The sequence below is a fragment of the Nocardia sp. NPDC001965 genome (assembly GCF_053594175.1).
The window spans coordinates 1-23,515 of record NZ_JBSFDZ010000049.1 but is presented as its reverse complement, the minus strand read 5'-3'; the positions used below and the strand labels follow the sequence as shown (position 1 = coordinate 23,515).

Sequence of the window (23,515 nt, the reverse complement as noted above, 5' to 3'; positions counted from 1 at the left end):
GTCACCGACCTCCGCGAACGGTATCGGCCGAGAAAAGGCGAACTCCGGCGGAACCGTTCCCGTCTCGGGCCCGTCGGTAGAGGTGGAAGAAAAATCGGGCGGGAAACGCCCGACGATCGAAGGTTCCGGCAGTCGCGGCGAGGAATTCGCGTTCCGGTCGATTCGATTCGCGCACAGGGGGGTTCATGAACTCACATGACGGGATCGCGGCCGCACGAACATTACCGCCGCATACGCGCCCGGATCGAACAGGCGGCCCGACCCGCCTGTTCGGCACGACCTTCGAACTACCGGACGAACGCATGGAGAAACAAAATATGAAGAGAATCGCTCAGTCGGTGCTCGTCGCCGCGACGATCGGAATCGCACTTCTGGGTACCGCCGGAACGGCCGCGGCCACCGAGGCCCCCTATCTTCCGCATTGGTTCCCCACCAGCGAAGCCTGCATGACGGAGCTGGAGCGGATAGAGAGCATCGAGGGCATCCCCGGTAAGTACGGCTGCTATCCGGTCGATCCGAGCAACTACGCGGGCCCGGCCAACTTGGACTACAACCACCGCTGACGAGGACATCCGGCCCACAGCCGCTCCGCGCTGTGGGCCGGATGAATCAGCGGACCGTCACCACGACCTTGCCGGTGGCGGCACGGGTTTCCAGCGACGCGACCGCGTCCGCGGCCTGCTCCAGCGGGAACAGCACCGGTTGCGGCGCGGGGATCTTGCCGGAGGCGAGCAGCGGCTCCACCTCCGCCCACTGTTCGAGGAGGTAACCCGGATGCGACAGCACCCACTCACCCCAGCCGGCGCCGACGACCTCGACGTTCTTCAGCAGCAGCCGGTTCACCTTCACGGTCGGGATATCGCCGCCGGTGAAACCCACCACCAGCAGGCGCCCGCCGCGGGCGAGCGATCGGATGCTGTCGGTGAACCGGTCACCGCCCACCGGGTCGAGCACGATATCCACACCGCGGTTGTCGGTGAGTTCCCTGACCCGGTCCAGCCAGCCGTCGGTGAGTACGACGTCGGTGGCGCCGTGCGCGCGGGCGATCTCGGCCTTCTCCTCGGTGCTCACCACCGCGATCACCCGGCCCGCGCCGAGCGCCCCGGCCAGCCGGAGGGTGGAGGTACCGATACCGCCCGCCGCGCCGTGCACCAGCACGGTTTCTCCTTCGGCGAGGCGACCTCGGTTGCGCAGGCAGAAGTGCACCGTGAGGTCGTTGAACAGGATTCCGGCGCCGGCCTCGAAGGAGATGTTGTCCGGAAGCCGGAAAACCATCTCGGCGGTGGTCGTGGCGACCTCGGCCATGGCATTGCCGAGCATGGTCAGGGCGCAGACCCGGTCACCGGGTTTCACATGCGACCCCTCGGGGGCTTCGCGCACCACGCCGGCGACCTCACCGCCGACCACGAAAGGCATCGGCGGTTTCATCTGATAGAGCCCACGGGTCATCAGTACGTCGGGGAAGGCGACGCCGGCGGCGTGTACGTCGATCACCACACCTCCCGGCAGCGGCCGCGGTTCCGGGATATCGACGATCTCGATCGCTTCCGGCCCTTCGAGTTTGCTGACCTGAGCTGCACGCATATGCCGACCTCTCTGTTTCGCCGACCGGCGGTTATAGAGACGCACCAGTCGATATGTACCAATCCACCCGTCCTCATCAACCTAATGGGCACGACCGGCCGAAGTCCATCCCCCGCCCGGGGCCGGTCGATCCGCACCCACCCCGCTGTCCGGCCGATCGCCGCTGGTCGAGCACACCTCGGGGAACAGGCCGTTTTGTTAGGCTCGGCCGCGAAGGAACGGGCGGGAATCTCCGGGGGACACAAATGAACGAAGAGACGAACACACCCGGCACAACCGTACGGGTCGACCCCGGTCTGCTGCGCGGTTTCACCGGCCGGCTCGACAGCGAGGCAGCCGCGGTCACCGGACTCGATACCGCGGGAGTGCTGGCCGCGGCTGCGACCGCGCTACCCGGCACCGGTTTCGGCCCGGCCGCTCAGCGCGCCACCGACCTCACCGCATCCTGCCTGCACCGGATCGCCGACCGGTTGACGACCGTCGCCGCCACGCTGCGCACCAGCGCGGGCGACTACGAAATGACCGAAGCGGAAGTCACCGCGGCGCTCACCACCGTCGGACTGGAGACCGCGGTATGACCCTCACCATCGGCGATGTCGAACAGTGGCAGGCCGACCATCTCACCGCGGCCGCCGACCACGCGAACACGATGGCAGGCCGGCTCGACCAGCTCACCGGAACCGCGGCCACCGATACCCGGGCGATGGACTGGGCCGGGCCCGCGAGCGCCGCCGCCGGCACCCGGATGGACACCGAACGTACGCGGACCGGAACGGTGAGCGCGGCCCTGTTGAAACTCGACACCGCTCTGCGCGCCGAAGTGGCCAACCTGATCGAGGCGAAGAACAAAGTCCTGCTGATGCGGGACAACGCGCGCAATACAGCGCAACCGCCCCTGCCCGCCTTCGACGTGGCCGACGACGGCACCGTTACGGCACAGGCGCGGATCGACTATTTGCGCCGATCCGCCGGAGATACCGCCGACTCCCCCGAGATGCAGCGGACCGAGCTGGGGCAGCGACTGGTGGCGGCCTCCTACCAGTGGCATATCGTCAACGCCTTGAAAACCGCCGAGGACACGGCGACCCGGGCGACCACCCAGATCCAGCAGGCGGTCACCGAACTGGAACACGCCTACGGCGTACTGGGTGATCCCGGAACCGCTCCCGCCGCCGCGCCGACGGCGCCCGCGGCCACCGGAAACCCGGCAGCCGGAGACACTCCGCCGAGCAAGTCCGGATACCCCGCCACCGGCGGCTCCCCGACTGCATCCCTGATGGGCGGGACCTCGACCGACAGCGATTCCGGCAACCCCGCACTGTCCGCCGGCGCGGCGGCCCCCATGCCCACCGGCGACCAGGCGGAATGGATAAAAGAGGCCATCCGGGTACTGCGCGAGAACGGCTACGATATCGATGATTCCGAGGCCGCCACCATCGCCCTGATCATCGAACGCGAATCCGGCGGCAACCCGAACGCGATCAACCTCTGGGACAGCAACGCCGCAGCGGGCATCCCGTCGAAGGGTCTCATGCAGACCATCGACCCCACCTTCAACTCCTACTCGCTGCCCGGCCACGGCGATATCTGGAACCCGGTGGACAACATCATCGCCGGTACCCGATATGCCATCGAGCGGTACGGTTCGCTCGGCAACGTCCCCGGGGTGGTCGGGGTCTCCGACGGCTCCGGCTACGTCGGATACTGACCACCGGCACACGCCGAACACGGCGAACAGGCGGCTCGGCGTGGCGCGGTGACACAGGCCCCGTAAAGTCGTCTCACAGGAAACACGCAGAAGTACCGCGGCCCAGCCCGCCGCGCGAGGAGCACAAGTGTCACTCGATCAGCCGCTCGCCCCGCTTCCCCAGGAGGGCATGGGGTTCGTTACGGCGTGGCCGGTGCGAGCCGGCGACGTGGACCCGTACAACCGTCTACGCCTCGACGGCGTCGCCCGCTACCTGCAGGACATCGCCTGGGAACACCTCCAGCAATCGGTCCTGGAGCGCAGCGACCCGAGCTGGATCATCCGGCGCACCGTCATCGACGTGGTCCGGCCGGTGCTCTGGCCCGACCGCGTCCAGCTGCGTCGCTGGTGTTCGAGCATGTCCACCCGCTGGGCGAATATGCGGGTCCGGATCACCAGCGATCGCGGCGGCCTGATCGAAACCGAAGGTTTCTGGATCAATATCAACGAGTCGAACAATATGCCCGCCCGCATCAGCGACGCGGGCCTGGCCTACCTCGCGCAGACCACCGCCGAACAACGGCTGCGCTGGCGGCCCTGGCTGACCGACACTGCCCCACCGGAATCCGAAACCGACCTGCCGTTCCCGCTGCGGGCCACCGATATCGACCAGTACAACCATGTGAACAACACCTGCTACTGGCAGGCTGTCGAGCAGTATCTGGTCGACTACCCGAAACTGGTCAGCGGCCCGCATCGCGCGGTCATCGAGTACGTCGCACCGGTACTGGCCCGCCAGCACATCAGCGTCCGCAGCCGATACGAACCCGGCGACCGGACAACCGGCCGCCCCACGCTGCGCATGTGGTTCGTGGCCGACGGGATCACCACCACCATCGTCCGCGTCGCACCCCTTTAGGCCCGCAAGAACCGGCTGAAATCGGCGGTACTCGGCGATCACCGGCCCGTGTGCGGCACGCCGGAGATCGACCGGTGGTAGCCGTGGAACTCGGTGTCGGGGGCATCGTGGCCACCGATACGACAATCGGCCGCCGCGTGCTGCTGCGTCGGCGCAAAACCACACTCACCAGCCCCTCCGGGCACGCAACCGAGCTATGAGCGTGCTGTGCGACCGGGCGCTCGTGGTGTCGGGCGCATGCCGTGTCACAACGCATGCCGTGTCACAACGCACGCGACCTGCTTGTGAAGGCGCTGTGTTTTCGGCGCCGCCTGCGGCGGCGCGGGGTTGAGGCCTGCGAGCCCGGAGATGGGTGTGGGGGGCCGGGGCCGCATCTGGACGGGGCCTCTGCCGACGACTATGGGCCGCGCCTCGGACGACTCCGCGGCACGGCCCATCATCGGCTATCGGCACACCCGCCGGTCAGCTACCGCCTTTGGCCGCCTGCAGGAGGTCCGCGAGGGTGGTGAACTTGACCCGGGGGCGACCCGAATCCTTACCGGCGCCACGTTCGGCCTGGTCGATGGCCTTCCAGCCGACGCGGTCCACCAGATCGGGCTGGCGCTCCTGGACCAGGGCCCGCAGCGCGTCCCGGTCGGCCGTGGGGGCGACCAGTTTGCCGGCGATGAAGTCGGCGATCAGTCCTTCCACCGTTTCCTCGGAATCGACCCGGTTCGAACCGATGACCCCGCGCGGGCCGCGTTTGATCCAGCCGCTGACGTACACACCGGTTACCGGTTGGCCGTCCGCGCCGGTCACCCGGCCGTGTTCGTTGGGGACGACCGCGCGCCGGTCGTCGAACGGCAGATCCGGAATCGGCTGTCCGCGATAGCCGATCGACCGCAGGACCAGGGATGCGGGCAGGCTCCCGGACTCGCTGGTGGGGCGGGCGTTGAGGATTCCGTCCTCTTCCACCAGCTCGTTGCGGGCGTATTCGAGTCCCTCGACCTTGTCCGTACCGGTGACCGCGGTGGGGGCGGCCAGGTACTTGAACACGATCCGCTTGTTGCCGTCGGTGGCCGGTTTCGCGGCGAATTCCTCGGCGAGCGCGTACTTCAGCTTCAGCGAGGGTTCGACGTCCGGGTGGTCGAGCAGTGCCTGAGATGCCGGGTCGAGTTCCAGTTCGGCCGGGTCGATCACGATATCGACACCGGACAGATGCGCCAGCGCCAGGAACTCCGGTGAGGTGTAGGCCGCCTGGAGCGGTCCACGCCGGCCGAGCACCACGACCTCGCGGATGTTGCTGCTCCGCAACGCGGCGAGGGCGTGATCGGCGATATCGGTTTTCGCGAGTTCGTCGGGATGCACGGTCAGCACCCGGGCGATATCGAGCGCGACATTGCCGTTGCCGACGATGACGGCTCGTTCACCGGAGAGGTCGAAAGTGCGGTCCGCGTAGTCGGGGTGCCCGTTGTACCAGGCCACGAACTCGGTGGCGGAGTGGCTACCGGACAGGTCCTCGCCCGGGATACCCATGCGCCGGTCCGAGGAGGCACCCACCGCGTAGAGGACGGCGTGATGATGTGCCAGCAGTTCCTCATGGGTGATGTGTTTGCCGACCTCGACGTTCAGGTAGTACTGCAGGGTGTCGCGGCGGAACGCCGATTCGAACATGCCCGCGACCGTTTTCGTACCCGGATGGTCGGGTGCCACGCCCGCGCGGACGAGCCCCCACGGGGTGGGCAGCCGGTCGAACATCTCCACCTGCACATCGCAGCGCCGCAGCAATTCGTCGGCCGCGTAGGCGGCCGCCGGGCCGGCACCGACGATCGCGACCCGTAGTGTGCCCAATTCCTTGGGCGGGCGCACCGGGGTCGAGATGGGATCCAGGTTCGATTCCAGCGGATGCCGCTCGAACCAGGCCGCGTTGATATCCCGGAAGCGGGCCAGCGACGCGGACAGATCGTCCTCGGAGAAGATGGCCTCCACCGGGCACGCGTCGACACAGGCGCCACAGTCGATACAGGTGTCGGGGTCGATGTAGAGCATTTCGGTCGTGGCGAATTCCGGCTGATCCGGAGTCGGGCGGATGCAGTCGACCGGGCACTCGGAAACGCAGCTCGCGTCGTTGCAGCAACGCTGCGTGATTACGTAGGCCATATTTGTGCAGATCCTCGAGACTTATGTGCGGGCTGGTGCCGTCCGGGTCGCGGTTGGCAGGGCGTGACGACTGAGCGTGGACCGGGGTCGCCGGCCCACCCTCCATTGTGACGCCGCTTTCAGTTTGCCTCGAGTGTGTTATGGATCTCCGCACCGAGGGTGCCTACGGTGGTCACATGGCTCGAACTCTGATCTTGATGCGGCATGGGAAGTCGGCGTATCCGGCCGGAGTCGACGACCATGAGCGCCCGCTGGCGCCGCGCGGGCACCGTGAAGCGGCGCTGGCCGGTGCGTGGCTGCGGGCGACCCAGCCGCCGATCGACGCGGTCCGCTGCTCCACCGCGACCCGTACCCGGGAAACGCTCACCGCTACCGGCGTGGACGCACCGGTCGAGTTCGAGTCGGGGATCTACGAGGCGGAAACCGACTATCTGGTGGAACTCGTGGGCCTCACCGACCCGGCGATCTCGACCCTGCTGATAATCGGCCACGCCCCGGGCATGCCCTGGACGGCCTGGGATCTCGCGACCGCGCACGATACCGAAGACGCCCTGCGGTTGAGCCGCAAATTCCCGACATCGGCACTGGCGGTGCTGCGATTCACCGGCGAATGGGACCGGGTCGGCCCGGGGTCGGGCGACCTGGTGACCTTCCACGTCCCGCGCTGACGCTCAGCGCAGCAGTTTGCCGCCGAACACCGCTCCGGCGCCGAGCACGACGAGCAGCAGGAAGGCCGCCCAGCCGCCGATCAGCCACCAGACCAGACCGAACACCACCACGATCGGCGCCACCGCGATGGCGGTGATCACCGGGCTCTCCTTGACCGTGGCCCACGCCGAACGTGCCCGGACCCGGTCGATTTCCTTGGCCATGTTCCCAGGTTACGTGGCCGATCCCGGCTGTGCCGGGACACGCGGGTACGTGGTGGCGAGCCCCCTGGACAGTGCGGCTCCGGCTGCCCGGCCGGCCCGGCGCCGACCGGTCCGGCCTGAGTACGCTGGCGCTCGGCGGCACGGCCACCGGCCGTCGTGTTCAGAGATACGTGTTCAGAGATATCCGGATGCGGAGAGGAGCTGCGGCGATGACCGAGGCGACCGAACAGAGCAAGGTACTGCGCAACCCCGGCGAGAACCGTTATGAGGTGTGGTACGGCGCCGAACTGGCCGGATTCGCGGAGTACACCGAGCAGGGCTCCGAAACCGTCTTCACCCACACCGAGATCGACCCGGAATTCGGCGGGAAGGGGCTGGGCAGCCGGCTCGCCGAATTCGCGATCACCGACACCGTGGAGCGCGGGCGCAGGATCCGGCCGGAATGCCCGTTCATCCGCGCCTACCTGGAGAAGCATCCGCAGTACAACGACCATGTGGTCGGCCTCGGTGAGTGATCTCGATCCGCATCCGGCCGAGACCCTCTGCGAACCGGGCGTCGGGCCCGGGCCGGTAGCCCGGTTGTATCCGGCGCGTGAGGTTCCGCTGGGCGGGGTGCGCGGCACCTACGTGGAACGGACCCTGCCGCAACGGGACCTGCCGACGGTCGGGGCCTGGTGCTTCCTGGACTACTTCGGCGCGCCCACGGTCACCGTCACCGGCGCACCGCCCGATATCGATCCGCATCCGCATATCGGCCTGCAGACCGTCACCTGGCCGTTCGAGGGGATGATCCGGCACCGGGATTCGGTGCGTTCGGATGTACGGATCGAACCGGGCCAGCTCAACCTGATGACCTCCGGCCGCGGTATCGCCCATTCGGAGTACACGGTCCCCGACGCCCCGGCCGGGCGCGGATTGCAGCTGTGGATCGCGCTGCCCGACGACCACCGTGAGATCGCGCCGCATTTCGAACAGCACCGAGAGCTGCCCGTGTACACCGCCCCGGGATTACGGGCGACGGTACTGCTGGGCTCACTCGCCGGGATCACCTCGCCCGCGATCACCTACACCCCGCTGGTGGGGGCCGATATCGAGATCGATCCGGTCACGGCGGTGACGCTGCCGGCGAATCCCGAGTTCGAATACGCCTTGCTGGTCGTCGAGGGCACGGTGACCGCCGCCGGGATCGAGCTCACCCCCGGACCGCTGCTGTATCTGGGGACCGGCCGCGACAGTCTGGAACTGTCCAGCGACTCCGGCGGCCGGTTCGCCCTGATCGGCGGGGAGCCGCTCGCGGAGGAGCTGGTCATGTGGTGGAACTTCGTCGCCCGCAACCACGCGGAGATCGTGGCGGCCCGCACGGATTGGGAGTCGCACGACGCCGAACGCTTCGGTGATATCGCCGGCCACACGCCCGACCAGCGTATTCCGGCGCCGCCGCTGCCCGGCGGCCAGTTGAAACCCCGGGCTCGGCGGCCACGCATCAGCTGATCCGGATCAGCGCTTGCCTGGAGTGCACTCCAGGTGGATAACGTTGTCCCTGTTCGACGAGAGGATATCGGGCGCAACAGATAAAACACTGTGGCGCAACGACTTTCGGCAAGAAAGGTAGCCCCGTGAGCATTTCCGGACCCAGCCTGGACGTTACCGACCCGGCACGGGAGCTCCCCCGGCATTCGATCGGGGCCGCCGCCCGGCACTGCGGGCTGAGCCAGGACACCCTGCGCTGGTACGAGCGCATCGGTCTGCTGGCCCATATCGGCCGCGATCACACCGGCAAACGCCGGTTCAGCGACCGGGACCTGGATTGGCTGACCCTGATCACCCGATTGCGTACCACCGGTATGACGGTGGCGGACATGATCAGGTACGCCGAGCTGGTCCGCGCCGGCGCGAGCACGATCCCCGAACGGCTCGCGATGTTCCGCAAGACCCGCGCCGATGTCCTCGAACGTATCGCCGAACTGGAGCAGACCGTGGCGGTGCTGGATCACAAGATCTCGATCTACGAACAGCACACCCTCAGTGACACCGTCCGGTCCACCGACAACGCCGCTTCGTGAAGGGATACCCGAGACCATGACCGACTCCGCAGTACTGCCGACCACCACACTGGGCACCGATGGAATCCGGGTCGGTGTACAGGGGCTGGGTTGTATGGGGATGAGCGAGTTCTACGGCCCCACCGATCGCGCGGAATCCCGCGCGACCCTGGAGCGGGCCCTCGAACTCGGGATCACCCTGTTCGATACCGCCGATATCTACGGTTCCGGTGACAACGAGGAATTCCTGAGCGATTTCGTGCGCGCCAATCGGGACCGGATCGTCCTGGCCACGAAATTCGCACTTGTCCGCAAAGCCGACGACCCGACCTATCGCGGTGTCGACAATTCACCGGAGTACATCCGCGCGGCCGTGGACGCCAGCCTCCGCAGGCTCGGCGTCGACACCATCGACCTGTACTACATGCACCGGCGTGATCCCCGGGTACCGCTCGCGGACAGTGTGGGCGCCATGGCCGAACTGGTACGGGCGGGCAAGGTACGCGCGCTCGGCCTCTCCGAGGTCACCGGCGACGAGCTGCGCGCGGCGCACGCGGTCCATCCGATCGCGGCGGTGCAGTCGGAGTGGTCGCTGTTCTCCCGTGATGTCGAGCGCACGGCCGTACCCGCCGCCGCCGAGCTGGGCGTCGCCTTCGTGCCCTACTCACCGTTGGGCCGCGGCTTCCTCACCGGCGCTCTGCCCAGCGCGAACGATCTGGCCGAAGGCGATTTCCGGCGGAACATGCCCCGCTTCACCGGCGACAACGCCGCGCACAATGCCGCGCTGCTGGCACCTCTGCACACCATCGCGCGGGACCGTGGGCTCACCTCCGCGCAGATCGCGCTGGCCTGGGTACAGGCCCGGGCGCAGGTGCACGGATTGCCGGTGGTCCCCATTCCGGGTACCCGGCGCCGGACCCGGCTCGCGGAGAATGCCGGGGCCGCGACCGTCACCTTGACCGCCGCGGAACTGGACCAGCTGGAGCCGATCGCCGGGCAGGTGGCCGGGCAGCGTTACCCGGATATGTCGCTGACATCGGCGGGCCGCGAGTAGGACGGCGGTTCGGGCGTATCCAGCCGCTGGGTGCCGATGACGCGGAGCAGTTCCATCTTCTCCGCGGCATCGGTACCCGGCAGCGGCCAGTAGATGAGCAGTCGCTGGGTGGCATTGGGCGTGAGCAGGGTTTCGCAGAAGATATCGATCACGCCCAGTTCCGGATGGACGGCGGATTTGGTGTCGGAGAGCCGGACCGACACCTCGTGTTCGTTCCAGAGCCGGTCGAACTCCGTGCTCGCGCCGCGCAGCGCACCGATGAACTCGACGACATCGGGATCCTTCGGCCGCCGCGCCGCGGTGGCCCGCAGATCGGCCACCTGCCGCCGGGACAGCCGGTCCACGTCCCCCGCCGCGGCGTTCACCCGGGCCTCCGGATCGGTGAACCACCGCCAGGCGACGAACCGCCCCCGGCCCTGCTGCTGGGCCTGGTCGCCGAACAACAGGATGTGCATCCGGTTCTGCACCAGGCATTCGCCGAGGTCGGTGATCACCGCCGCCGGGATATCGTCCAGTTTCGCCAGTACGTGCATCAGTCCCGGACCCACATGTCTATCGGTCCGGCTGCCACCGGGCGGCGCGTGATCGCAGAGCAGATAGACGTGATCACGTTCGTCGCCGGTGCATCGCAGCGCACGGGTGAGCGACGCGAGTACCTGGGTGGACGGCCGTGGACCGCGGGCCTGCTCCAACCGCGTGTAGTAGTCGGTGGAGATACCCGCCAGCTGCGCCACCTCGTCCCGGCGCAGGCCCGGGGTGCGCCGCCGGGTGCCCGGCGGCAGCCCGACCGCCTCGGTGGTGAGCTGTTCCCGGCGGCGGCGGAGGAAGTCGGCGAGTTCGCTGCGATCCATATCTCCACTGTCGCGCACCGCCGCGCGGTCAGCCAGGGATCGCCGCTCCCCCGATAAAGCGTCTCTGCCGCGGCCGCGGACGCTGCGCCACCGTGGACGCCATGACGAATACACAGATCGCAGCCGCACAACTGGGCAGCACCGGACCGGCAGTCGGACGGGTCGGGCTCGGCGCGATGGGAATGTCGGGTTCCTACGGCCCGGCCGACGACACCGAATCGGTGGCCACCGTCCATTCCGCGCTCGATTCCGGCGCCCGGCTGATCGACACCGGCGATTTCTACGGGATGGGCCACAACGAACTGCTGGTCGGCCGGGCCATCGCCGACCGGCCGCGCGAGGAGACGATTCTCAGTGTGAAGTTCGGCGCGATGATCGGCCCGGACGGGACCTGGCAGGGGTTCGACAGCCGACCGGCCGCCTTGCGCAACTTCCTGAGCTACAGCCTGCGTCGGCTCGGGGTGGATCATGTCGATATCTACCGCCCGGCACGGCTGGACCCGGCGGTGCCGATCGAGGACACCGTCGGCGCCCTCGCCGAATTGGTCGAAGCGGGATATGTGCGGCATATCGGCCTGTCCGAAGTGGGCGCGGAAACACTGCGCCGGGCCGCCGCGGTACATCCGATCGCCGATCTACAGATCGAGTACTCGCTGTTCTCGCGCGGGATCGAAACCGAGATCCTGCCCGTGTGCCGCGAGCTCGGCATCGGTATCACCGCCTACGGTGTGCTCTCCCGCGGCCTGCTCAGCGATACGGCTCTCGGTCGCACCACCGGATTCGGGCAGTCGGACTACCGGCCGCACACGCCCCGTTTCCAAGGTGACAATCTCACTGCCAACCTGAGACTGGTCGACGCCTTGGCCGCGCTCGCACAGCGTAAGGGCGTGTCCACTGCCCAGCTCGCCATCGCCTGGGTGCTCAGCCGGGGCGGCGATATCGTTCCGGTGATCGGCGCGCGCACCCGGCCCCGCTGGTCGGAGGCGCTCGGCGCGCTCGACGTCTCGCTCACCGACGCGGATATCGCGGCCGTCGAAGCCGCCGTCCCTGCCGCGAGCGTGGCGGGTAGCCGATATGCGCAGTCCCAGATGGGCGCGTTGGACAGCGAGCGCTGAGACCGGACCGGGTCCGGACGATCCGGCAGTGCCACCACCGCCACCTGTCGCCGCCGGCTCCCGGGAGCGGCAATCGGCCCGTCCGTTTTCGCCGGACCGGGTCCCGACACATTCGGGGCCCGGTCCGGCTTCCGGTACCGACAGCTAGTTCCCCAGCAGTGCGTCCAGTGCCCGGTAGCTGGCGTTGAGCCCGTCCGCCATACCCGACTGCAGCATGCCGTCCCGCTCCTCCGGAGTGTGGAACTGACTCACGGTGACCACCCGGGTACGCCCGTCGCCGAGATCCTCGAAGGTCGCCGCGTCGATGGCGACATGGGCGGGCATACCGTCCCATTCGAAGGACTGCACGATCCGCTCCTGCGGCACTATCTCCCGGATGCGCCCCTCGAACCCGTGCGACTGTCCGTCGGCGTGTTCGACGAAGCGCCAGTGCCCGCCGACCCGGAACTCCCAGCGTTCCACATCGATCCGATTACCCCGGCCCCACCACTGGGTGAGCTGTTCGAGCCGGGTGTAGGCGTCCCAGACCCGCTCGCGGGGCGCGTTGAAAACCCGTTCGATGCGGATTTCGCGATCCGCGGCCGGTGTGACAACGGCTTGTTCGGTGGCAGTGCTCATTGTTCGTGCTCCGTTCGTTGCAGGAATTCGCCGAGACGGTCCATGCGCGCCTCCAGCATCTGCCGGTAGCTCTGGAGCCAGGCCATCTCCCGTTCGAACACATCGGGACCGATCCGGCAGTACCGGACCCGGCCACGTTTCTCCGTGACCACCATGCCCGCGTCCTCGAGCAGCCGGATGTGCTTCTTGATGCCGGTGAGGGTCATCGAGAAGTCATCCGCCAGCTCGCTGACGGTGGCGGGACCACGACCGAGCCGCTCGAGGATGCCCCGGCGAGTGGGGTCCGCGAGAGCTCCGAAGGAGGCGTCCAAGAACTCATACTGAACCATCTAGTTCAGTATTGAACGGCACGAACCGGATGTCAACCGGCAACTGTGAACAGCTCGTAGCTGTGCCCCTCGGGCGATCGGACGTACACGCCGCGACCGCCGCCCAGACGGTTGATATCCCGATCCCAGCCGCGCTCCGGGCCCGAACCGAACTGCACCCCGGGCCGCCGAGCCAGCCATCGCAGCACCGCATCGAAGGTCGGGTCGTCCACCAGAAAGCCGTAGTGACCCGGCTCGACCCGCCCCCGGTCGTCGAAATCGAAGGTCAGCTCACGATTCACCCGCACCGGGACGAACGGGCCGGCCGAATCACCCACCGACAGGCCCAGGAGCCCGGCGAAGAACGCCGCACCCGTCGCGCGATCGTGCGCGGGCACGATGGTGTGGTTCAGCACGATGCCCGGCTCCGGCCGTGGCACATCCGATTCGGCAGCCATCATCCCTCCGATCATTTGCATGCGATACGCATATAATATACATGCGGAAGACACGCTATTTCCCGAAGAGGATAGATTGGTCTACATGAGCGGCAGCTCCACTCCCGCAGACGGCGGGCCCGCCCTGTTCCGGCTTGTTCGGTTCTGGTCCCGGCGCTGGATACAGCGCGGTTCCGGCGAGCACGGCACCGAACTGCGCAATGCCGCGTATGTCCAGGTGGTGGAAGCGGTGGCCGGGGCCGCCGAAGCACCGGCCGAGGCCACCATCACCGCGGTCGCCCATCAGCTCGGTCTCGACCACTCCGGCGCCAGCCGGATGGTCCGCGACGCCACCGCGGCCGGCTATCTGACCCGCCGCGAATCCGACCTCGACCGGCGGCGCACCGCACTACACCTCACTCCGGCCGGCGACCGGCTGTTGTCCGACGCCCACGATTGGCAACGCCGGATCTTCGACCGGCTCACCGACGACTGGTCCCCGGCCGACCGGCGCCGGCTCGCCGGATACCTCCAGCGCCTGGCCGACGAACTGCCCCACAACGGCTGAGATACGACCGGTCGACGGCCCGCCTCACCACCGGTAGTCGAGGAACTTCCCGTCGAGGGTGATGACGACACGATCACCGTCGGGGTCGGAGCGACGCGCGAAATCGACCTTGAAGTTGATCGCACTCATGATTCCGTCGCCGAACTCCTCGTGGATGAGCTCCTTCAAGGCCGGTCCGTACACCGAGACCGCCTCCACCAGGCGGTAGATGGTGGGGTCGCTCATCAGGGCCGGATCGATACCGCGGGCCGGCTGCAACGCCAGGCTCTCGGCCACCGCATCGTCCAGTCCCAGGAGCCCGCAGACCCTACCGGCCTGCTCCGGAGTCATCGGATGCTGTCCCAGCAACGCGGCGGTGGTCCACACCAGCGGAGCACCGAGCGCCTCGGCGATATCGGCCCAGGAGATCCCCTGACGGATACGAGCGGCGACGACGAGATCGGCGGCCGCGCGCTTGCTCATGATCGGTTCCATACGAGACTCCTAGCATCGGGAAACATCGAAAGCCTCCCATCACCGGGCGCAGTGAACCGAATCGGTATCACAATGTTCACCTTCGCGAAATCGCGTACACCGGTGACTGTTGCACGAGGTCGCGCAGCGACGGCAGTACACCGGAGGGAATCCGGTGAGGGCCCGGTAACACGGGTGCGCTCGGGTCGACACCGGCAGGAAATCTCGGCACCGCACACTTCGGCACGAAAGACCACAACCGAAGGGCGTGTCATGTCTTATCTCAAACCAGCGGATTTCGTCGGAGAAATGATCGACGCCGGCGAAACAAAGGCATTCATGTCCACCCGCGATACGGTGATCCGCGCCTATATGGCCGGGGCGATCCTGGCACTCGCCGCGGCATTCGCGGTCACCGTCACGGTGCAGACCGGTGAGGCGCTACTCGGCGCAGTACTGTTCCCGGTCGGCTTCTGCATGCTCTACTTACTCGGATTCGACCTGCTCACAGGTGTTTTCACACTTGTTCCGCTGGCCTGGCTGGATCGCCGGCCCGGGGTCACCTGGCGGGCCCTGTTACGCAACTGGGGTCTGGTCTTCGCCGGGAACTTCCTGGGCGCGTTCACCGTCGCGATCATGATGGCGATCATCGTGACCATGGGTTTCTCGATGGATCCCAACGAAGTCGGCCAGCGACTCGGCGAAATCGGTGTATCACGCACAGTCGGCTATGCCGACCACGGTGCGGCGGGAATGCTCACCCTCTTCGTTCGCGGTGTGCTGTGCAATTGGATGGTCTCCACGGGAGTGGTCGCGGCGATGATGTCGACCTCGGTATCGGGCAAAGTGATCGCCATGTGGATGCCGATCATGCTGTTCTTCTACATGGGGTTCGAGCATTCGATCGTCAATATGTTCCTGTTCCCCTCAGGACTGCTGCTGGGCGGCGATTTCTCGATCGGTGATTATCTGATCTGGAACGAGATACCCACCGTGATCGGAAATCTGGTAGGCGGTCTGGCCTTCGTCGGCCTCACGCTCTACGCCACCCACGCGCGTACCGGCACGCCGCGGCCCCGACCCGTCGTCACCGAAACCGAGCCCGCGGCCGTTGCCGAGCCGGTCGCCACGCGGGCCTGAGCCGCGGTGCCACCCGATAGCGACCCGAGTCACCGCGGGCGAGCCGGAGAGCAGGGGCGCCCCCCTGCCGCTGGGGCCGTCCGCCGAGGAACACCGGAGTAGGGGCCCGCGCCGCCGCTCAGCGGGCGGGCGCCATGGCCGAGGCGGGCGACCGGGTCGCCTCGGCCGCCCAGTAGTCGGTGTCGATAGCCGCGTTCTGCGCGGCGAAATAGCGGCGTCGGCGCTCCGCGTTCGAAGGATCGGCGATGTAATCGGACATGGCCGCAGAGACATCGGCGGCATGTTCGTCGCCGATCCAGCGCAGTAGTTGAGCGGCGTCGTCGGCGGAGTACTCCGCCGCCTCCTCCCCGGACGCGACTTTTTGGATCCGGTTCAACCCTGCCCGGCTCGGTGCGGCCAGATACTCCGCGCCCACCCGGCGCGCCGGACCTGTCAACTCGACTCCGCCCCGGCCGAACGCATAGGAGAGGACAGCCCGCTCCAGTTCCGCGTCGGCTGCCGGAGTGTTCATCGCCGCGGCGTAGTTGGAGGCTGCGACGACTTCGGCCAGATTCTTATCGGTCAGTGACACATCCCCCGCGTGCTTGTATATGTATCCTCGCGCTTCCACGGCGCGCTGGATCATATCCTCGTCGGTGAACCCCGCACCGCGCAGCGAGGCGGCCACCTGGCCGAGAAACGCACCGCCGCCGACCAGTACCCCGTCGACCGCGGCGGCCGCACCGCGCGCGGTATTCACCCCACCGCGACCGGCCGCCCCGGCGACGGCGGTCGCATCGCGGGCAGCGTGCGTGAGATGTAGTCGATCGAGGTAGGCATGGGTGGCGAACCCGTCCGGGCCACCGGCCTTCTCGCCGTTCCATCGGGCGTTCCACACACCCCACTGGTCGAGCATCGCGCTCTGCCGCTTCATCGAATGCGGTTCCAGCGGCGACACCCGGTTGAACAACCAGGCCGAAGCCGGGTTGTTGTTCAGGGTGCTGAGCGCGGCGGCACCAGCGATCAGGCCGAGTCCCGGGACCCCGGAATTCCCGAGACCGCTGGACCCCATACCGAGCGCCGTCCCCCCGCCGCCTCCCGCACCACCACCGCCGCCCGGTCCCTGCTGCAGGGCGAGCGCGAACCGATTGACGATCCACTCGTTGCCCTGGCGCAGGGCGGCGGCCAGTCGCCGGAACTGCAACAACCCGACGATCTCCACCACGGCGCCGAGGATCAGCACCACGGTGGCCTGGCCTTCCGCCTGGTCGAAGAGATTGTCCAGGAACAGTACGTACACCCCGAGATAGATGATGTAGACCGCCATCACCACAGCGCCGTAGAAACTGTCCACGAGATTGCGCACCAGGAAGGTCTGTGTCGGACCGTAGACGAAACCACCGGCCGCGAAACCGAAGATCGCCGCGAAACCGTGGAAAACGGAATCGAGGGCCGACCAGATGATCTTCACCGAAAGGTAGGCCCCGAAGGCGAGCAGAACCCCGGCGCAGAGCAGCATGACCAGACCCGAACCGACCTGGCCCATACTCGGATTCATCGCCGCGTGATAGGCCGCCATATCGCCGCACCCACGGAGTCCGGACACCACCGAGGCCTCCGAACCCTGCTGCAATCCCGCCGTCCAACCGGCCGCGCAGGCCGCCCGATCATCGATGACATGCCCGAAATTCCACACCTGCACCGGTTGCCGGGCGAAATTGTCGGCCAGGTTCTCCTGCATCGTCGCCACCAGTCCGGCGGGGTCGGCATAGGTGTGCCCGGTGAGACCGGCCGCGACCGAGATTCCGAGATCTCGCCCCTGCGACATCAACCCGTGTGAGGACAGCACATCCTCCAGGGGCTCGGCCATGAAGATGGGGCCGATCACCGCGACTCCGATCATCGTGACCACCTGGGTCGCCGCCCGCGCGTGGAAACCGCGCAGGACGAACCAGGCGACAATGAACGCACCGATGGAGGCGGCGACGATGAGCACCATCGGGATACCGATCTGCGCGTCCAGGCTTTTGGCGATGCCGGCCAACGCCCGGCCGAACGGATCGAGCCAGTGGAAGCTCATCGTGTAGCCGATCACCCAGATCGCACTCGTCACGATGACGATATAACCGGCGAATTCCAGACCGAGCACGACGGCGATCGCGGTCTCCAGCGGTTCGAACAAACTGCCCGCCGAGGTGGCGAACCGGTAGTGCGTGAGCTCGAGGCCTCGGGAATCCCGGATATTCATCCAGTTCAGGGCGGGAAAGCCGGAATTCGCGACCGATTCGTAGTCACCCGACGCGGCCAGTGCGGTGGCGCCGAGCACCGCGGGAAGAACGAACAGGGCGATCACGAGAACCGCCAGCCGCCGGACCCACCGCCGTCGGCGCGAGTTCGGCACGTGTTCGTCGCTGTCTACACACCGGGATCGGCGTATGCGAGTACGGCTGGTGAACAGGGGCGTTCGGCTTGACATGACCCTCCGGCGGTCGTCGGATCCGAGACTGTTCGACGACGTCGGCAGACAGTGCGCTGCAACATTATTCGCCGCAATTCGGCTCGACGACATATCCGCGCAACATGATCGAAAGGCTGGGTTCACCTCCACGAGGGACGCGTTCGATCGCAATCGCCCACGTAGAGAACGACTTCGGCCCGTCCCGAGCGGAGCGGGCCGAATCCTCGGCGCTGCCGGTCAGCCGAGCAGAGTCACCGCGATACCGAGCGCTGCTGCCGCGAACACCACGGTATTCCGCAGCTTCTGGAGGTCCAGGTCCAGTCGGGGATCCGGCCGCCGTGAGGGGCGCCGCGGCGACGCCCACTGCGAGGACAGCGACGATGACGTTCATGGTTGTGCCATGCCCCACGACACCCTGACCCGCCCGCAGATGGTCACCGCCGCCATCACCCTGCTCGACGAAGCGGGGCTGGACGGACCGAACATGCGCAGCCTGGGCAAGCGCCTCGATTCGGCGGCGACGGCCATGTACTGGCACGTCGAAAACAAGGACAACCTGGTCCGGCTCGCCACCGACGAGGTCTGGGCGGAGGTGGCACTTCCCGATCCGGACACACTGTCCTGGCGCACGGCCGCCGAGGCGATGGCCACCGGCATGTACCGGATGATGAGCCGACACCCTTGGCTGGTGCAGGCGCAGTCGTCCTATCTACTGCACGGCGAGAACAAATCACGGCACGACGACCATGGCTCGGTACCTCCGACGGCGCCGGCCGCACGAAACCATGACGGCCGCGACCGAGATCGCGATGCGGTTCCCCCGGCTACGCGCCAGTGGAAAGCGCGGCCGGCACCGGATACAACGCCGCCCCGGACAGCAGTTTCGAATTCGGGCCGGCCACCTTCATGGACGGCCTGGAGCGCCGCCGCACGACGTGAAACCAAAATATTCGGCCCCCGCATCGTTGGCGATGCGGGGGCCGAATGCTGTTGCTACCTACCGATTACCGGTAGTCGCTGAATCCGTAGTCGTCCAGCGGAACGGCGGCACCGGTGGTGGCGCCGAAGCCCTCCGGGCTGTAGTAGGTGTCGTCGTAGGACGGCACCGCGTACGCCGCGGCACGAGCCTCTTCGGTCGGCTGGACCTGGATGTTGCGGTAGCGGTTGATACCGGTACCGGCCGGGATCAGCTTACCGATGATCACGTTCTCCTTGAGGCCGATGAGCCGGTCGGAGCGGCAGTTGATCGCCGCGTCCGTCAGGACTCGGGTGGTCTCCTGGAAGGACGCCGCCGACAGCCACGAATCGGTGGCCAGCGACGCCTTGGTGATACCCATCAGCACCGGACGTCCGGCCGCGGGCTCGCCGCCCTCGGCGACGACCCGGCGGTTGGACGCCTCGAACTCGGCACGCTCGGTGAGCGAACCGGGCAGGAACTCGGTGGCGCCCGAGTCGATGATCGTCACCCGGCGCAGCATCTGGCGGACGATGACCTCGATGTGCTTGTCGTGGATCGACACACCCTGGCTCCGGTAGACCTCCTGGACCTCGTGGACCAGGTGGATCTGCACCTGCCGGGGGCCCATCACACGCAGCACCTCGTGCGGATCCGCCGCGCCTTCCAGCAACTGCTGGCCGACCTCGACATGATCGCCGTCGGAGAGCAGCCGCTCGGTGCCGTCGTCGTGCTTGAACACCCGCAGCCGCTGACGCTTGGACAGCTTGTCGTAGACCACATCGTCCCCGCCGTCGTCGGGAATGATGGTGATCTTGTAGAAGCGGTCGTCGTCCTCCAGCCGCACCCGGCCCGAGACCTCCGCGATCGGCGCCTTGCCCTTGGGGACACGGGCCTCGAAGAGCTCCTGCACGCGAGGCAGACCGCCGGTGATGTCATCACCCGCGACACCACCCTGGTGGAAGGTACGCATGGTCAGCTGGGTACCGGGCTCACCGATGGACTGCGCGGCGACGATACCGACGGCCTCGCCGATATCGACCAGCTTGCCGGTGGCCATCGAGCGGCCGTAGCAGGTCGCACAGACTCCGGTACCGGTGGTGCAGGTCAGCACGGAGCGGACCTTCACCTCGGTGATACCGGCGTCCAGCAGCGCCTCGATCGCGGGGTCGCCCAGGTCCGCGCCCTTGCCGACCACGACGTTGCCGTTCTCGTCGAGCGCGTCGGCAGCCAGCGTACGAGCGTAGGCCGAGGTCTCCACGTGCGCGTCGCGGATCAGCGTGCCGTCGGCCTGCTTCTCGGCGATGTGCACGATGATGCCGCGCTCGGTGGCGCAATCGTGCTCACGCACGATGACGTCCTGCGAGACGTCCACCAGACGACGGGTCAGGTAACCCGAGTCGGCGGTACGCAGCGCGGTATCGGCCAGACCCTTACGAGCACCGTGGGTGTTGATGAAGTACTCCAGCACCGTCAGGCCCTCACGGAAGGAGGACTTGATCGGCCGCGGGATGAACTCACCCTTCGGGTTCGTCACCAGGCCCTTCATACCGGCGAGGGTACGGGTCTGGGTGAAGTTACCCGTGGCGCCCGAATCGACGATCGTGATGATCGGGTTATCGGCCGGGTAGTGCGCCCGCAGCGCGCGGCCGACCTCTTCGGTGGCCTCCTGCCAGATCTTGACCAGGGCATTGTTGCGCTCCTGGTGATCGAGAGCACCACGCTGGTACTTCTTCTCGATCTGATCGGACTGCGCCTCGTAACGCTCCATGATCTCGGCCTTCTCCGGCGGAACGAGCACGTCCGACATGGAGACGGTGACACCCGAACGCGTGGCCCAGTAGAAGCCGGCGTCCTTGAGCTTGTCGACGGTCTGGGCGACCACGATCATCGGGTAGCGCTCGGCGAGATCGTTGATGATCGTCGCCTGCCGCTTCTTCGGCATCGGCTCGTTGATGAACGCGTAGTCCGCGGGCAGCAGTTCGTTGAACAGGACCCGGCCCAGCGTGGTCTGAGTCGTCCACGCGTCACCGCGCCGCCAGCCCTCGGGGAACAGTTCCGCTTCGACTTCCTTCTGCGGACGCTGATCGGTCAGCCGCACCTTGATGTTCGACCGTACGGTCAGCTCACCACGGTCGACCGCCATCTGCGCTTCGGCCGGCGAGGAGTACACGCCCTGCTCCGGCGCATCAGCGGTCGCGGGCTGGTACTCGCCCTTGGCGCCTTCGTCGAACCGGGTCAGGTAGTACAGACCCGTGACCATGTCCAGACGGGGCATGGCCAGCGGGCGACCCGACGCCGGAGACAGGATGTTGTTCGAGGACAGCATCAGGATGCGGGCCTCGGCCTGCGCCTCCGCCGACAGCGGCAGGTGCACGGCCATCTGGTCACCGTCGAAGTCGGCGTTGAACGCCTCACAGACCAGCGGGTGCAGCTGGATGGCCTTACCCTCGACCAGCTGCGGCTCGAAGGCCTGGATACCGAGGCGGTGCAGGGTGGGCGCACGGTTCAACAGCACGGGGTGTTCGGCGATGACCTCTTCGAGGACATCCCACACCTGCGGCCGCTGCCGCTCCACCATCCGCTTGGCGGATTTGATGTTCTGCGCGTGGTTCAGGTCGACCAGCCGCTTCATCACGAACGGCTTGAACAGCTCCAGCGCCATCAGCTTGGGCAGACCGCACTGGTGCAGCTTCAGCTGCGGGCCTACAACAATGACAGAGCGACCGGAGTAATCCACACGCTTACCGAGCAGGTTCTGACGGAAACGACCCTGCTTACCCTTGAGCAGATCGCTCAGGGACTTCAGCGGGCGGTTACCCGGACCGGTGACCGGCCGGCCGCGACGGCCGTTGTCGAACAGCGCGTCCACGGATTCCTGCAGCATCCGCTTCTCGTTGTTGACGATGATCTCGGGAGCACCGAGGTCGATCAGTCGCTTGAGGCGGTTGTTGCGGTTGATGACGCGACGGTAGAGGTCGTTCAGGTCGGAGGTGGCGAAACGGCCACCGTCGAGCTGGACCATCGGCCGCAGCTCCGGCGGGATCACCGGAACGGCGTCGAGCACCATACCCATCGGCGAGTTGCCGTTGGTCTGGAACGCCGCGACGACCTTGAGCCGCTTGAGCGCACGCAGCTTCTTCTGACCCTTACCGCTGCGGATGGTCTCCCGCAGGTTCTCGGCTTCGGCCTCGATATCGAAGTTCTCCATCAGCTTCTGGATGGACTCCGCGCCCATCGCGCCGGTGAAGTACTCGCCGTAGCGGTCGGTGATCTCGCGGTAGAGCACCTCGTCCACGATCAGCTGCTTGGGGGCCAGCTTCGTGAAGGTGGTCCAGATCTCGTCGAGCCGGTCCAGCTCACGCTGGGCCCGGTCGCGGAGCTGCTTCATCTCCCGCTCGCCGCCGTCCTTGACCTTGCGGCGGACGTCGGATTTGGCGCCTTCGGCCTCGAGCTCGGCCAGATCGGCCTCGAGCTTCTGCGCCCGTGCCTCGAGATCGGCGTCACGCTGATCGGCGACGGTCTTCTTCTCGACCTCCATCTCCGCCTCGAGCGTGGACAGCTCGTTGTGCCGCATCTCGTCGTCGACGGCGGTGATGACGTAGGCAGCGAAGTAGATGATCTTTTCCAGATCCTTCGGCGCCAGGTCGAGCAGGTAGCCGAGCCGGCTCGGCACACCCTTGAAATACCAGATGTGGGTGACCGGAGCGGCCAGCTCGATATGGCCCATCCGCTCACGGCGCACCTTGGCGCGGGTCACCTCGACGCCGCAGCGCTCACAGATGATGCCCTTGAAGCGGACGCGCTTGTACTTACCGCAGTAGCACTCCCAGTCCCGGGTGGGACCGAAGATCTTCTCGCAGAACAAGCCGTCCTTCTCCGGCTTGAGCGTGCGGTAGTTGATGGTCTCCGGCTTCTTCACCTCGCCGTAGGACCACTGGCGGATGTCGTCGGCGGTGGCCAGGCCGATCCGGAGTTCATCGAAGAAGTTGACGTCTAGCACGTAACTTCCTTTCCCCTGTGCGGGTCGAATACGAGCAAAAGTTCTCTATTGGATTCGAACGCGGCGGCCGGGTACCGAGCCGCAATCCGGCTACGGCACCCGGCCGACGCCCTAGTTCGCCAGATCGTCGACGGTGGCCGCTTCGTTCCGGGACAGGTTGATGCCCAGATTGGCCGCCGCCCGCTCGAGATCCTCGTCGTCGCCGTCGCGCATCTCGATCGCGGCGCCGTCCGACGACAGCACCTCGACGTTGAGGCACAGTGACTGGAGTTCCTTGAGCAGAACCTTGAACGATTCCGGGATGCCGGGCTCCGGAATGTTCTCGCCCTTGAC

The 23,515-nt window shown here is 67.0% G+C and carries 25 protein-coding genes; 14 read left to right on the top strand and 11 right to left on the bottom strand.

The window, feature by feature from the left end; all coding sequences use genetic code 11:
* Positions 1–317: 317 nt before the first annotated feature.
* Positions 318–563, top strand: coding sequence for a hypothetical protein (locus tag ACWCPQ_RS32115; protein WP_449905960.1), 246 nt, complete (start codon positions 318–320; stop codon positions 561–563).
* Positions 564–609: 46 nt separating this feature from the next.
* Here the strand turns inward: ACWCPQ_RS32115 and ACWCPQ_RS32110 are convergent, their stop codons facing one another.
* Positions 610–1,584 carry an NADPH:quinone oxidoreductase family protein gene (locus tag ACWCPQ_RS32110; protein ID WP_449905957.1) on the bottom strand — a complete coding sequence of 325 codons (975 nt, stop codon included), beginning with the start codon at positions 1,582–1,584 and terminating at the stop codon, positions 610–612.
* Positions 1,585–1,829: 245 nt separating this feature from the next.
* Here ACWCPQ_RS32110 and ACWCPQ_RS32105 point away from each other — a divergent pair, with 245 nt between their 5' ends.
* The 4 genes from ACWCPQ_RS32105 (at position 1,830) to ACWCPQ_RS32090 (ending at position 4,390) form a co-directional block, all read left to right on the top strand.
* Positions 1,830–2,162, top strand: coding sequence for a type VII secretion target (locus ACWCPQ_RS32105; protein ID WP_449905954.1), 333 nt, complete (start codon positions 1,830–1,832; stop codon positions 2,160–2,162).
* Positions 2,159–3,292 carry a transglycosylase SLT domain-containing protein gene (locus tag ACWCPQ_RS32100; protein WP_449905952.1) on the top strand — a complete coding sequence of 378 codons (1,134 nt, stop codon included), beginning with the start codon at positions 2,159–2,161 and terminating at the stop codon, positions 3,290–3,292. Before ACWCPQ_RS32105 ends, ACWCPQ_RS32100 begins: the two co-directional genes overlap by 4 nt.
* A 127-nt stretch (positions 3,293–3,419) precedes the next feature.
* Positions 3,420–4,190, top strand: coding sequence for an acyl-[acyl-carrier-protein] thioesterase (locus ACWCPQ_RS32095; protein WP_449905949.1), 771 nt, complete (start codon positions 3,420–3,422; stop codon positions 4,188–4,190).
* A 74-nt stretch (positions 4,191–4,264) separates the two neighbouring features.
* A complete protein-coding gene (locus ACWCPQ_RS32090; RefSeq protein ID WP_449905946.1) occupies positions 4,265–4,390 on the top strand; it encodes a hypothetical protein in 126 nt (41 codons plus the stop codon).
* Positions 4,391–4,652: 262 nt separating this feature from the next.
* On the opposite strand, the gene ACWCPQ_RS32085 is transcribed toward ACWCPQ_RS32090, so the two are convergent.
* Positions 4,653–6,329, bottom strand: a complete 1,677-nt coding sequence (locus tag ACWCPQ_RS32085) for a 4Fe-4S binding protein (RefSeq protein WP_449905943.1) — start codon at positions 6,327–6,329, stop codon at positions 4,653–4,655.
* Between the two features lie 176 nt (positions 6,330–6,505).
* Between ACWCPQ_RS32085 and ACWCPQ_RS32080 the strand changes: the two genes are divergently transcribed.
* Complete coding sequence (locus tag ACWCPQ_RS32080; RefSeq protein ID WP_449905940.1) at positions 6,506–6,997, top strand: SixA phosphatase family protein; 492 nt, start codon at positions 6,506–6,508, stop codon at positions 6,995–6,997.
* 3 nt (positions 6,998–7,000) lie between these two features.
* Here ACWCPQ_RS32080 and ACWCPQ_RS32075 read toward each other — a convergent pair whose 3' ends face one another.
* Positions 7,001–7,201, bottom strand: coding sequence for a hypothetical protein (locus ACWCPQ_RS32075; RefSeq protein WP_449905938.1), 201 nt, complete (start codon positions 7,199–7,201; stop codon positions 7,001–7,003).
* A gap of 209 nt (positions 7,202–7,410) precedes the next feature.
* Between ACWCPQ_RS32075 and ACWCPQ_RS32070 the strand changes: the two genes are divergently transcribed.
* From ACWCPQ_RS32070 to ACWCPQ_RS32055, 4 genes are all read left to right on the top strand, one after another.
* Positions 7,411–7,716, top strand: coding sequence for a GNAT family N-acetyltransferase (locus tag ACWCPQ_RS32070; RefSeq protein WP_449905935.1), 306 nt, complete (start codon positions 7,411–7,413; stop codon positions 7,714–7,716).
* The gene (locus ACWCPQ_RS32065; protein WP_449905933.1) at positions 7,709–8,692 is read left to right on the top strand and encodes a pirin family protein; all 984 of its coding nucleotides are present in this window, start codon (positions 7,709–7,711) and stop codon (positions 8,690–8,692) included. The genes ACWCPQ_RS32070 and ACWCPQ_RS32065 overlap by 8 nt, the downstream gene beginning before the upstream one ends.
* Positions 8,693–8,817: 125 nt before the next feature.
* A complete protein-coding gene (locus tag ACWCPQ_RS32060) occupies positions 8,818–9,264 on the top strand; it encodes a MerR family transcriptional regulator (RefSeq protein WP_449905930.1) in 447 nt (148 codons plus the stop codon).
* Positions 9,265–9,280: 16 nt separating this feature from the next.
* Positions 9,281–10,297 (top strand): aldo/keto reductase, encoded by a 1,017-nt coding sequence (locus ACWCPQ_RS32055; protein WP_449905927.1) that lies wholly within the window; start codon positions 9,281–9,283, stop codon positions 10,295–10,297.
* Here ACWCPQ_RS32055 and ACWCPQ_RS32050 read toward each other — a convergent pair.
* Positions 10,258–11,148, bottom strand: coding sequence for a helix-turn-helix transcriptional regulator (locus tag ACWCPQ_RS32050; RefSeq protein WP_449905924.1), 891 nt, complete (start codon positions 11,146–11,148; stop codon positions 10,258–10,260). The genes ACWCPQ_RS32055 and ACWCPQ_RS32050 overlap by 40 nt on opposite strands.
* Before the next feature lie 101 nt (positions 11,149–11,249).
* Between ACWCPQ_RS32050 and ACWCPQ_RS32045 the strand changes: the two genes are divergently transcribed.
* Positions 11,250–12,263: an aldo/keto reductase gene (locus ACWCPQ_RS32045; RefSeq protein WP_449905921.1), complete on the top strand. Its 1,014-nt coding sequence runs from the start codon at positions 11,250–11,252 to the stop codon at positions 12,261–12,263.
* 144 nt (positions 12,264–12,407) lie between these two features.
* Here ACWCPQ_RS32045 and ACWCPQ_RS32040 read toward each other — a convergent pair whose 3' ends face one another.
* Genes ACWCPQ_RS32040 through ACWCPQ_RS32030 form a run of 3 tightly spaced genes read right to left on the bottom strand, consistent with a single transcriptional unit; the run spans position 12,408 to position 13,650 of the window.
* Positions 12,408–12,881 (bottom strand): SRPBCC family protein, encoded by a 474-nt coding sequence (locus tag ACWCPQ_RS32040; protein ID WP_449905918.1) that lies wholly within the window; start codon positions 12,879–12,881, stop codon positions 12,408–12,410.
* Positions 12,878–13,210 (bottom strand): ArsR/SmtB family transcription factor, encoded by a 333-nt coding sequence (locus ACWCPQ_RS32035; RefSeq protein WP_449905915.1) that lies wholly within the window; start codon positions 13,208–13,210, stop codon positions 12,878–12,880. The genes ACWCPQ_RS32040 and ACWCPQ_RS32035 overlap by 4 nt, the downstream gene beginning before the upstream one ends.
* Positions 13,211–13,242: 32 nt before the next feature.
* Positions 13,243–13,650, bottom strand: a complete 408-nt coding sequence (locus ACWCPQ_RS32030) for a VOC family protein (protein ID WP_449905913.1) — start codon at positions 13,648–13,650, stop codon at positions 13,243–13,245.
* A gap of 82 nt (positions 13,651–13,732) precedes the next feature.
* Here ACWCPQ_RS32030 and ACWCPQ_RS32025 point away from each other — a divergent pair, with 82 nt between their 5' ends.
* Positions 13,733–14,194, top strand: a complete 462-nt coding sequence (locus ACWCPQ_RS32025) for a MarR family winged helix-turn-helix transcriptional regulator (protein WP_449905910.1) — start codon at positions 13,733–13,735, stop codon at positions 14,192–14,194.
* Between the two features lie 24 nt (positions 14,195–14,218).
* Here ACWCPQ_RS32025 and cynS read toward each other — a convergent pair whose 3' ends face one another.
* Positions 14,219–14,668: a cyanase gene (gene cynS, locus ACWCPQ_RS32020; protein ID WP_449905909.1), complete on the bottom strand. Its 450-nt coding sequence runs from the start codon at positions 14,666–14,668 to the stop codon at positions 14,219–14,221.
* Positions 14,669–14,920: 252 nt separating this feature from the next.
* Between cynS and ACWCPQ_RS32015 the strand changes: the two genes are divergently transcribed.
* Positions 14,921–15,787: a formate/nitrite transporter family protein gene (locus ACWCPQ_RS32015; protein ID WP_449905906.1), complete on the top strand. Its 867-nt coding sequence runs from the start codon at positions 14,921–14,923 to the stop codon at positions 15,785–15,787.
* Between the two features lie 118 nt (positions 15,788–15,905).
* On the opposite strand, the gene ACWCPQ_RS32010 is transcribed toward ACWCPQ_RS32015, so the two are convergent.
* Positions 15,906–18,119 (bottom strand): hypothetical protein, encoded by a 2,214-nt coding sequence (locus tag ACWCPQ_RS32010; protein ID WP_449905903.1) that lies wholly within the window; start codon positions 18,117–18,119, stop codon positions 15,906–15,908.
* A 505-nt stretch (positions 18,120–18,624) separates the two neighbouring features.
* On the opposite strand from ACWCPQ_RS32010, the gene ACWCPQ_RS32005 reads away from it, so the two are divergent.
* Entirely contained in the window at positions 18,625–19,245 is a 621-nt protein-coding gene (locus tag ACWCPQ_RS32005) for a TetR/AcrR family transcriptional regulator (protein WP_449905900.1), read from the top strand.
* Here ACWCPQ_RS32005 and ACWCPQ_RS32000 read toward each other — a convergent pair.
* The gene (locus ACWCPQ_RS32000; RefSeq protein ID WP_449905897.1) at positions 19,229–23,182 is read right to left on the bottom strand and encodes a DNA-directed RNA polymerase subunit beta'; all 3,954 of its coding nucleotides are present in this window, start codon (positions 23,180–23,182) and stop codon (positions 19,229–19,231) included. The two genes, ACWCPQ_RS32005 and ACWCPQ_RS32000, sit on opposite strands and share 17 nt — an antisense overlap.
* A 111-nt stretch (positions 23,183–23,293) precedes the next feature.
* Positions 23,294–23,515: hypothetical protein (locus ACWCPQ_RS31995; RefSeq protein ID WP_036544191.1), on the bottom strand; the 222-nt coding region annotated here is incomplete at its 5' end.

Excerpts from the sequence above, each read along its gene's own strand:
- ACWCPQ_RS32045 (WP_449905921.1), top strand. The coding sequence starts at position 11,250 with ATGACGAATACACAGATCGCAGCCGCACAACTGGGCAGCACCGGACCG.
- ACWCPQ_RS32085 (WP_449905943.1), bottom strand. The coding sequence starts at position 6,329 with ATGGCCTACGTAATCACGCAGCGTTGCTGCAACGACGCGAGCTGCGTT.
- ACWCPQ_RS32050 (WP_449905924.1), bottom strand. The coding sequence starts at position 11,148 with ATGGATCGCAGCGAACTCGCCGACTTCCTCCGCCGCCGCCGGGAACAG.
- ACWCPQ_RS32025 (WP_449905910.1), top strand. The coding sequence starts at position 13,733 with ATGAGCGGCAGCTCCACTCCCGCAGACGGCGGGCCCGCCCTGTTCCGG.
- ACWCPQ_RS32110 (WP_449905957.1), bottom strand. The coding sequence starts at position 1,584 with ATGCGTGCAGCTCAGGTCAGCAAACTCGAAGGGCCGGAAGCGATCGAG.
- ACWCPQ_RS32035 (WP_449905915.1), bottom strand. The coding sequence starts at position 13,210 with ATGGTTCAGTATGAGTTCTTGGACGCCTCCTTCGGAGCTCTCGCGGAC.
- ACWCPQ_RS32100 (WP_449905952.1), top strand. The coding sequence starts at position 2,159 with ATGACCCTCACCATCGGCGATGTCGAACAGTGGCAGGCCGACCATCTC.
- ACWCPQ_RS32055 (WP_449905927.1), top strand. The coding sequence starts at position 9,281 with ATGACCGACTCCGCAGTACTGCCGACCACCACACTGGGCACCGATGGA.
- ACWCPQ_RS32080 (WP_449905940.1), top strand. The coding sequence starts at position 6,506 with ATGGCTCGAACTCTGATCTTGATGCGGCATGGGAAGTCGGCGTATCCG.
- ACWCPQ_RS32070 (WP_449905935.1), top strand. The coding sequence starts at position 7,411 with ATGACCGAGGCGACCGAACAGAGCAAGGTACTGCGCAACCCCGGCGAG.
- ACWCPQ_RS32015 (WP_449905906.1), top strand. The coding sequence starts at position 14,921 with ATGTCTTATCTCAAACCAGCGGATTTCGTCGGAGAAATGATCGACGCC.
- ACWCPQ_RS32030 (WP_449905913.1), bottom strand. The coding sequence starts at position 13,650 with ATGATGGCTGCCGAATCGGATGTGCCACGGCCGGAGCCGGGCATCGTG.
- ACWCPQ_RS32115 (WP_449905960.1), top strand. The coding sequence starts at position 318 with ATGAAGAGAATCGCTCAGTCGGTGCTCGTCGCCGCGACGATCGGAATC.
- cynS (WP_449905909.1), bottom strand. The coding sequence starts at position 14,668 with ATGGAACCGATCATGAGCAAGCGCGCGGCCGCCGATCTCGTCGTCGCC.
- ACWCPQ_RS32075 (WP_449905938.1), bottom strand. The coding sequence starts at position 7,201 with ATGGCCAAGGAAATCGACCGGGTCCGGGCACGTTCGGCGTGGGCCACG.
- ACWCPQ_RS32005 (WP_449905900.1), top strand. The coding sequence starts at position 18,625 with ATGCCCCACGACACCCTGACCCGCCCGCAGATGGTCACCGCCGCCATC.
- ACWCPQ_RS32105 (WP_449905954.1), top strand. The coding sequence starts at position 1,830 with ATGAACGAAGAGACGAACACACCCGGCACAACCGTACGGGTCGACCCC.
- ACWCPQ_RS32040 (WP_449905918.1), bottom strand. The coding sequence starts at position 12,881 with ATGAGCACTGCCACCGAACAAGCCGTTGTCACACCGGCCGCGGATCGC.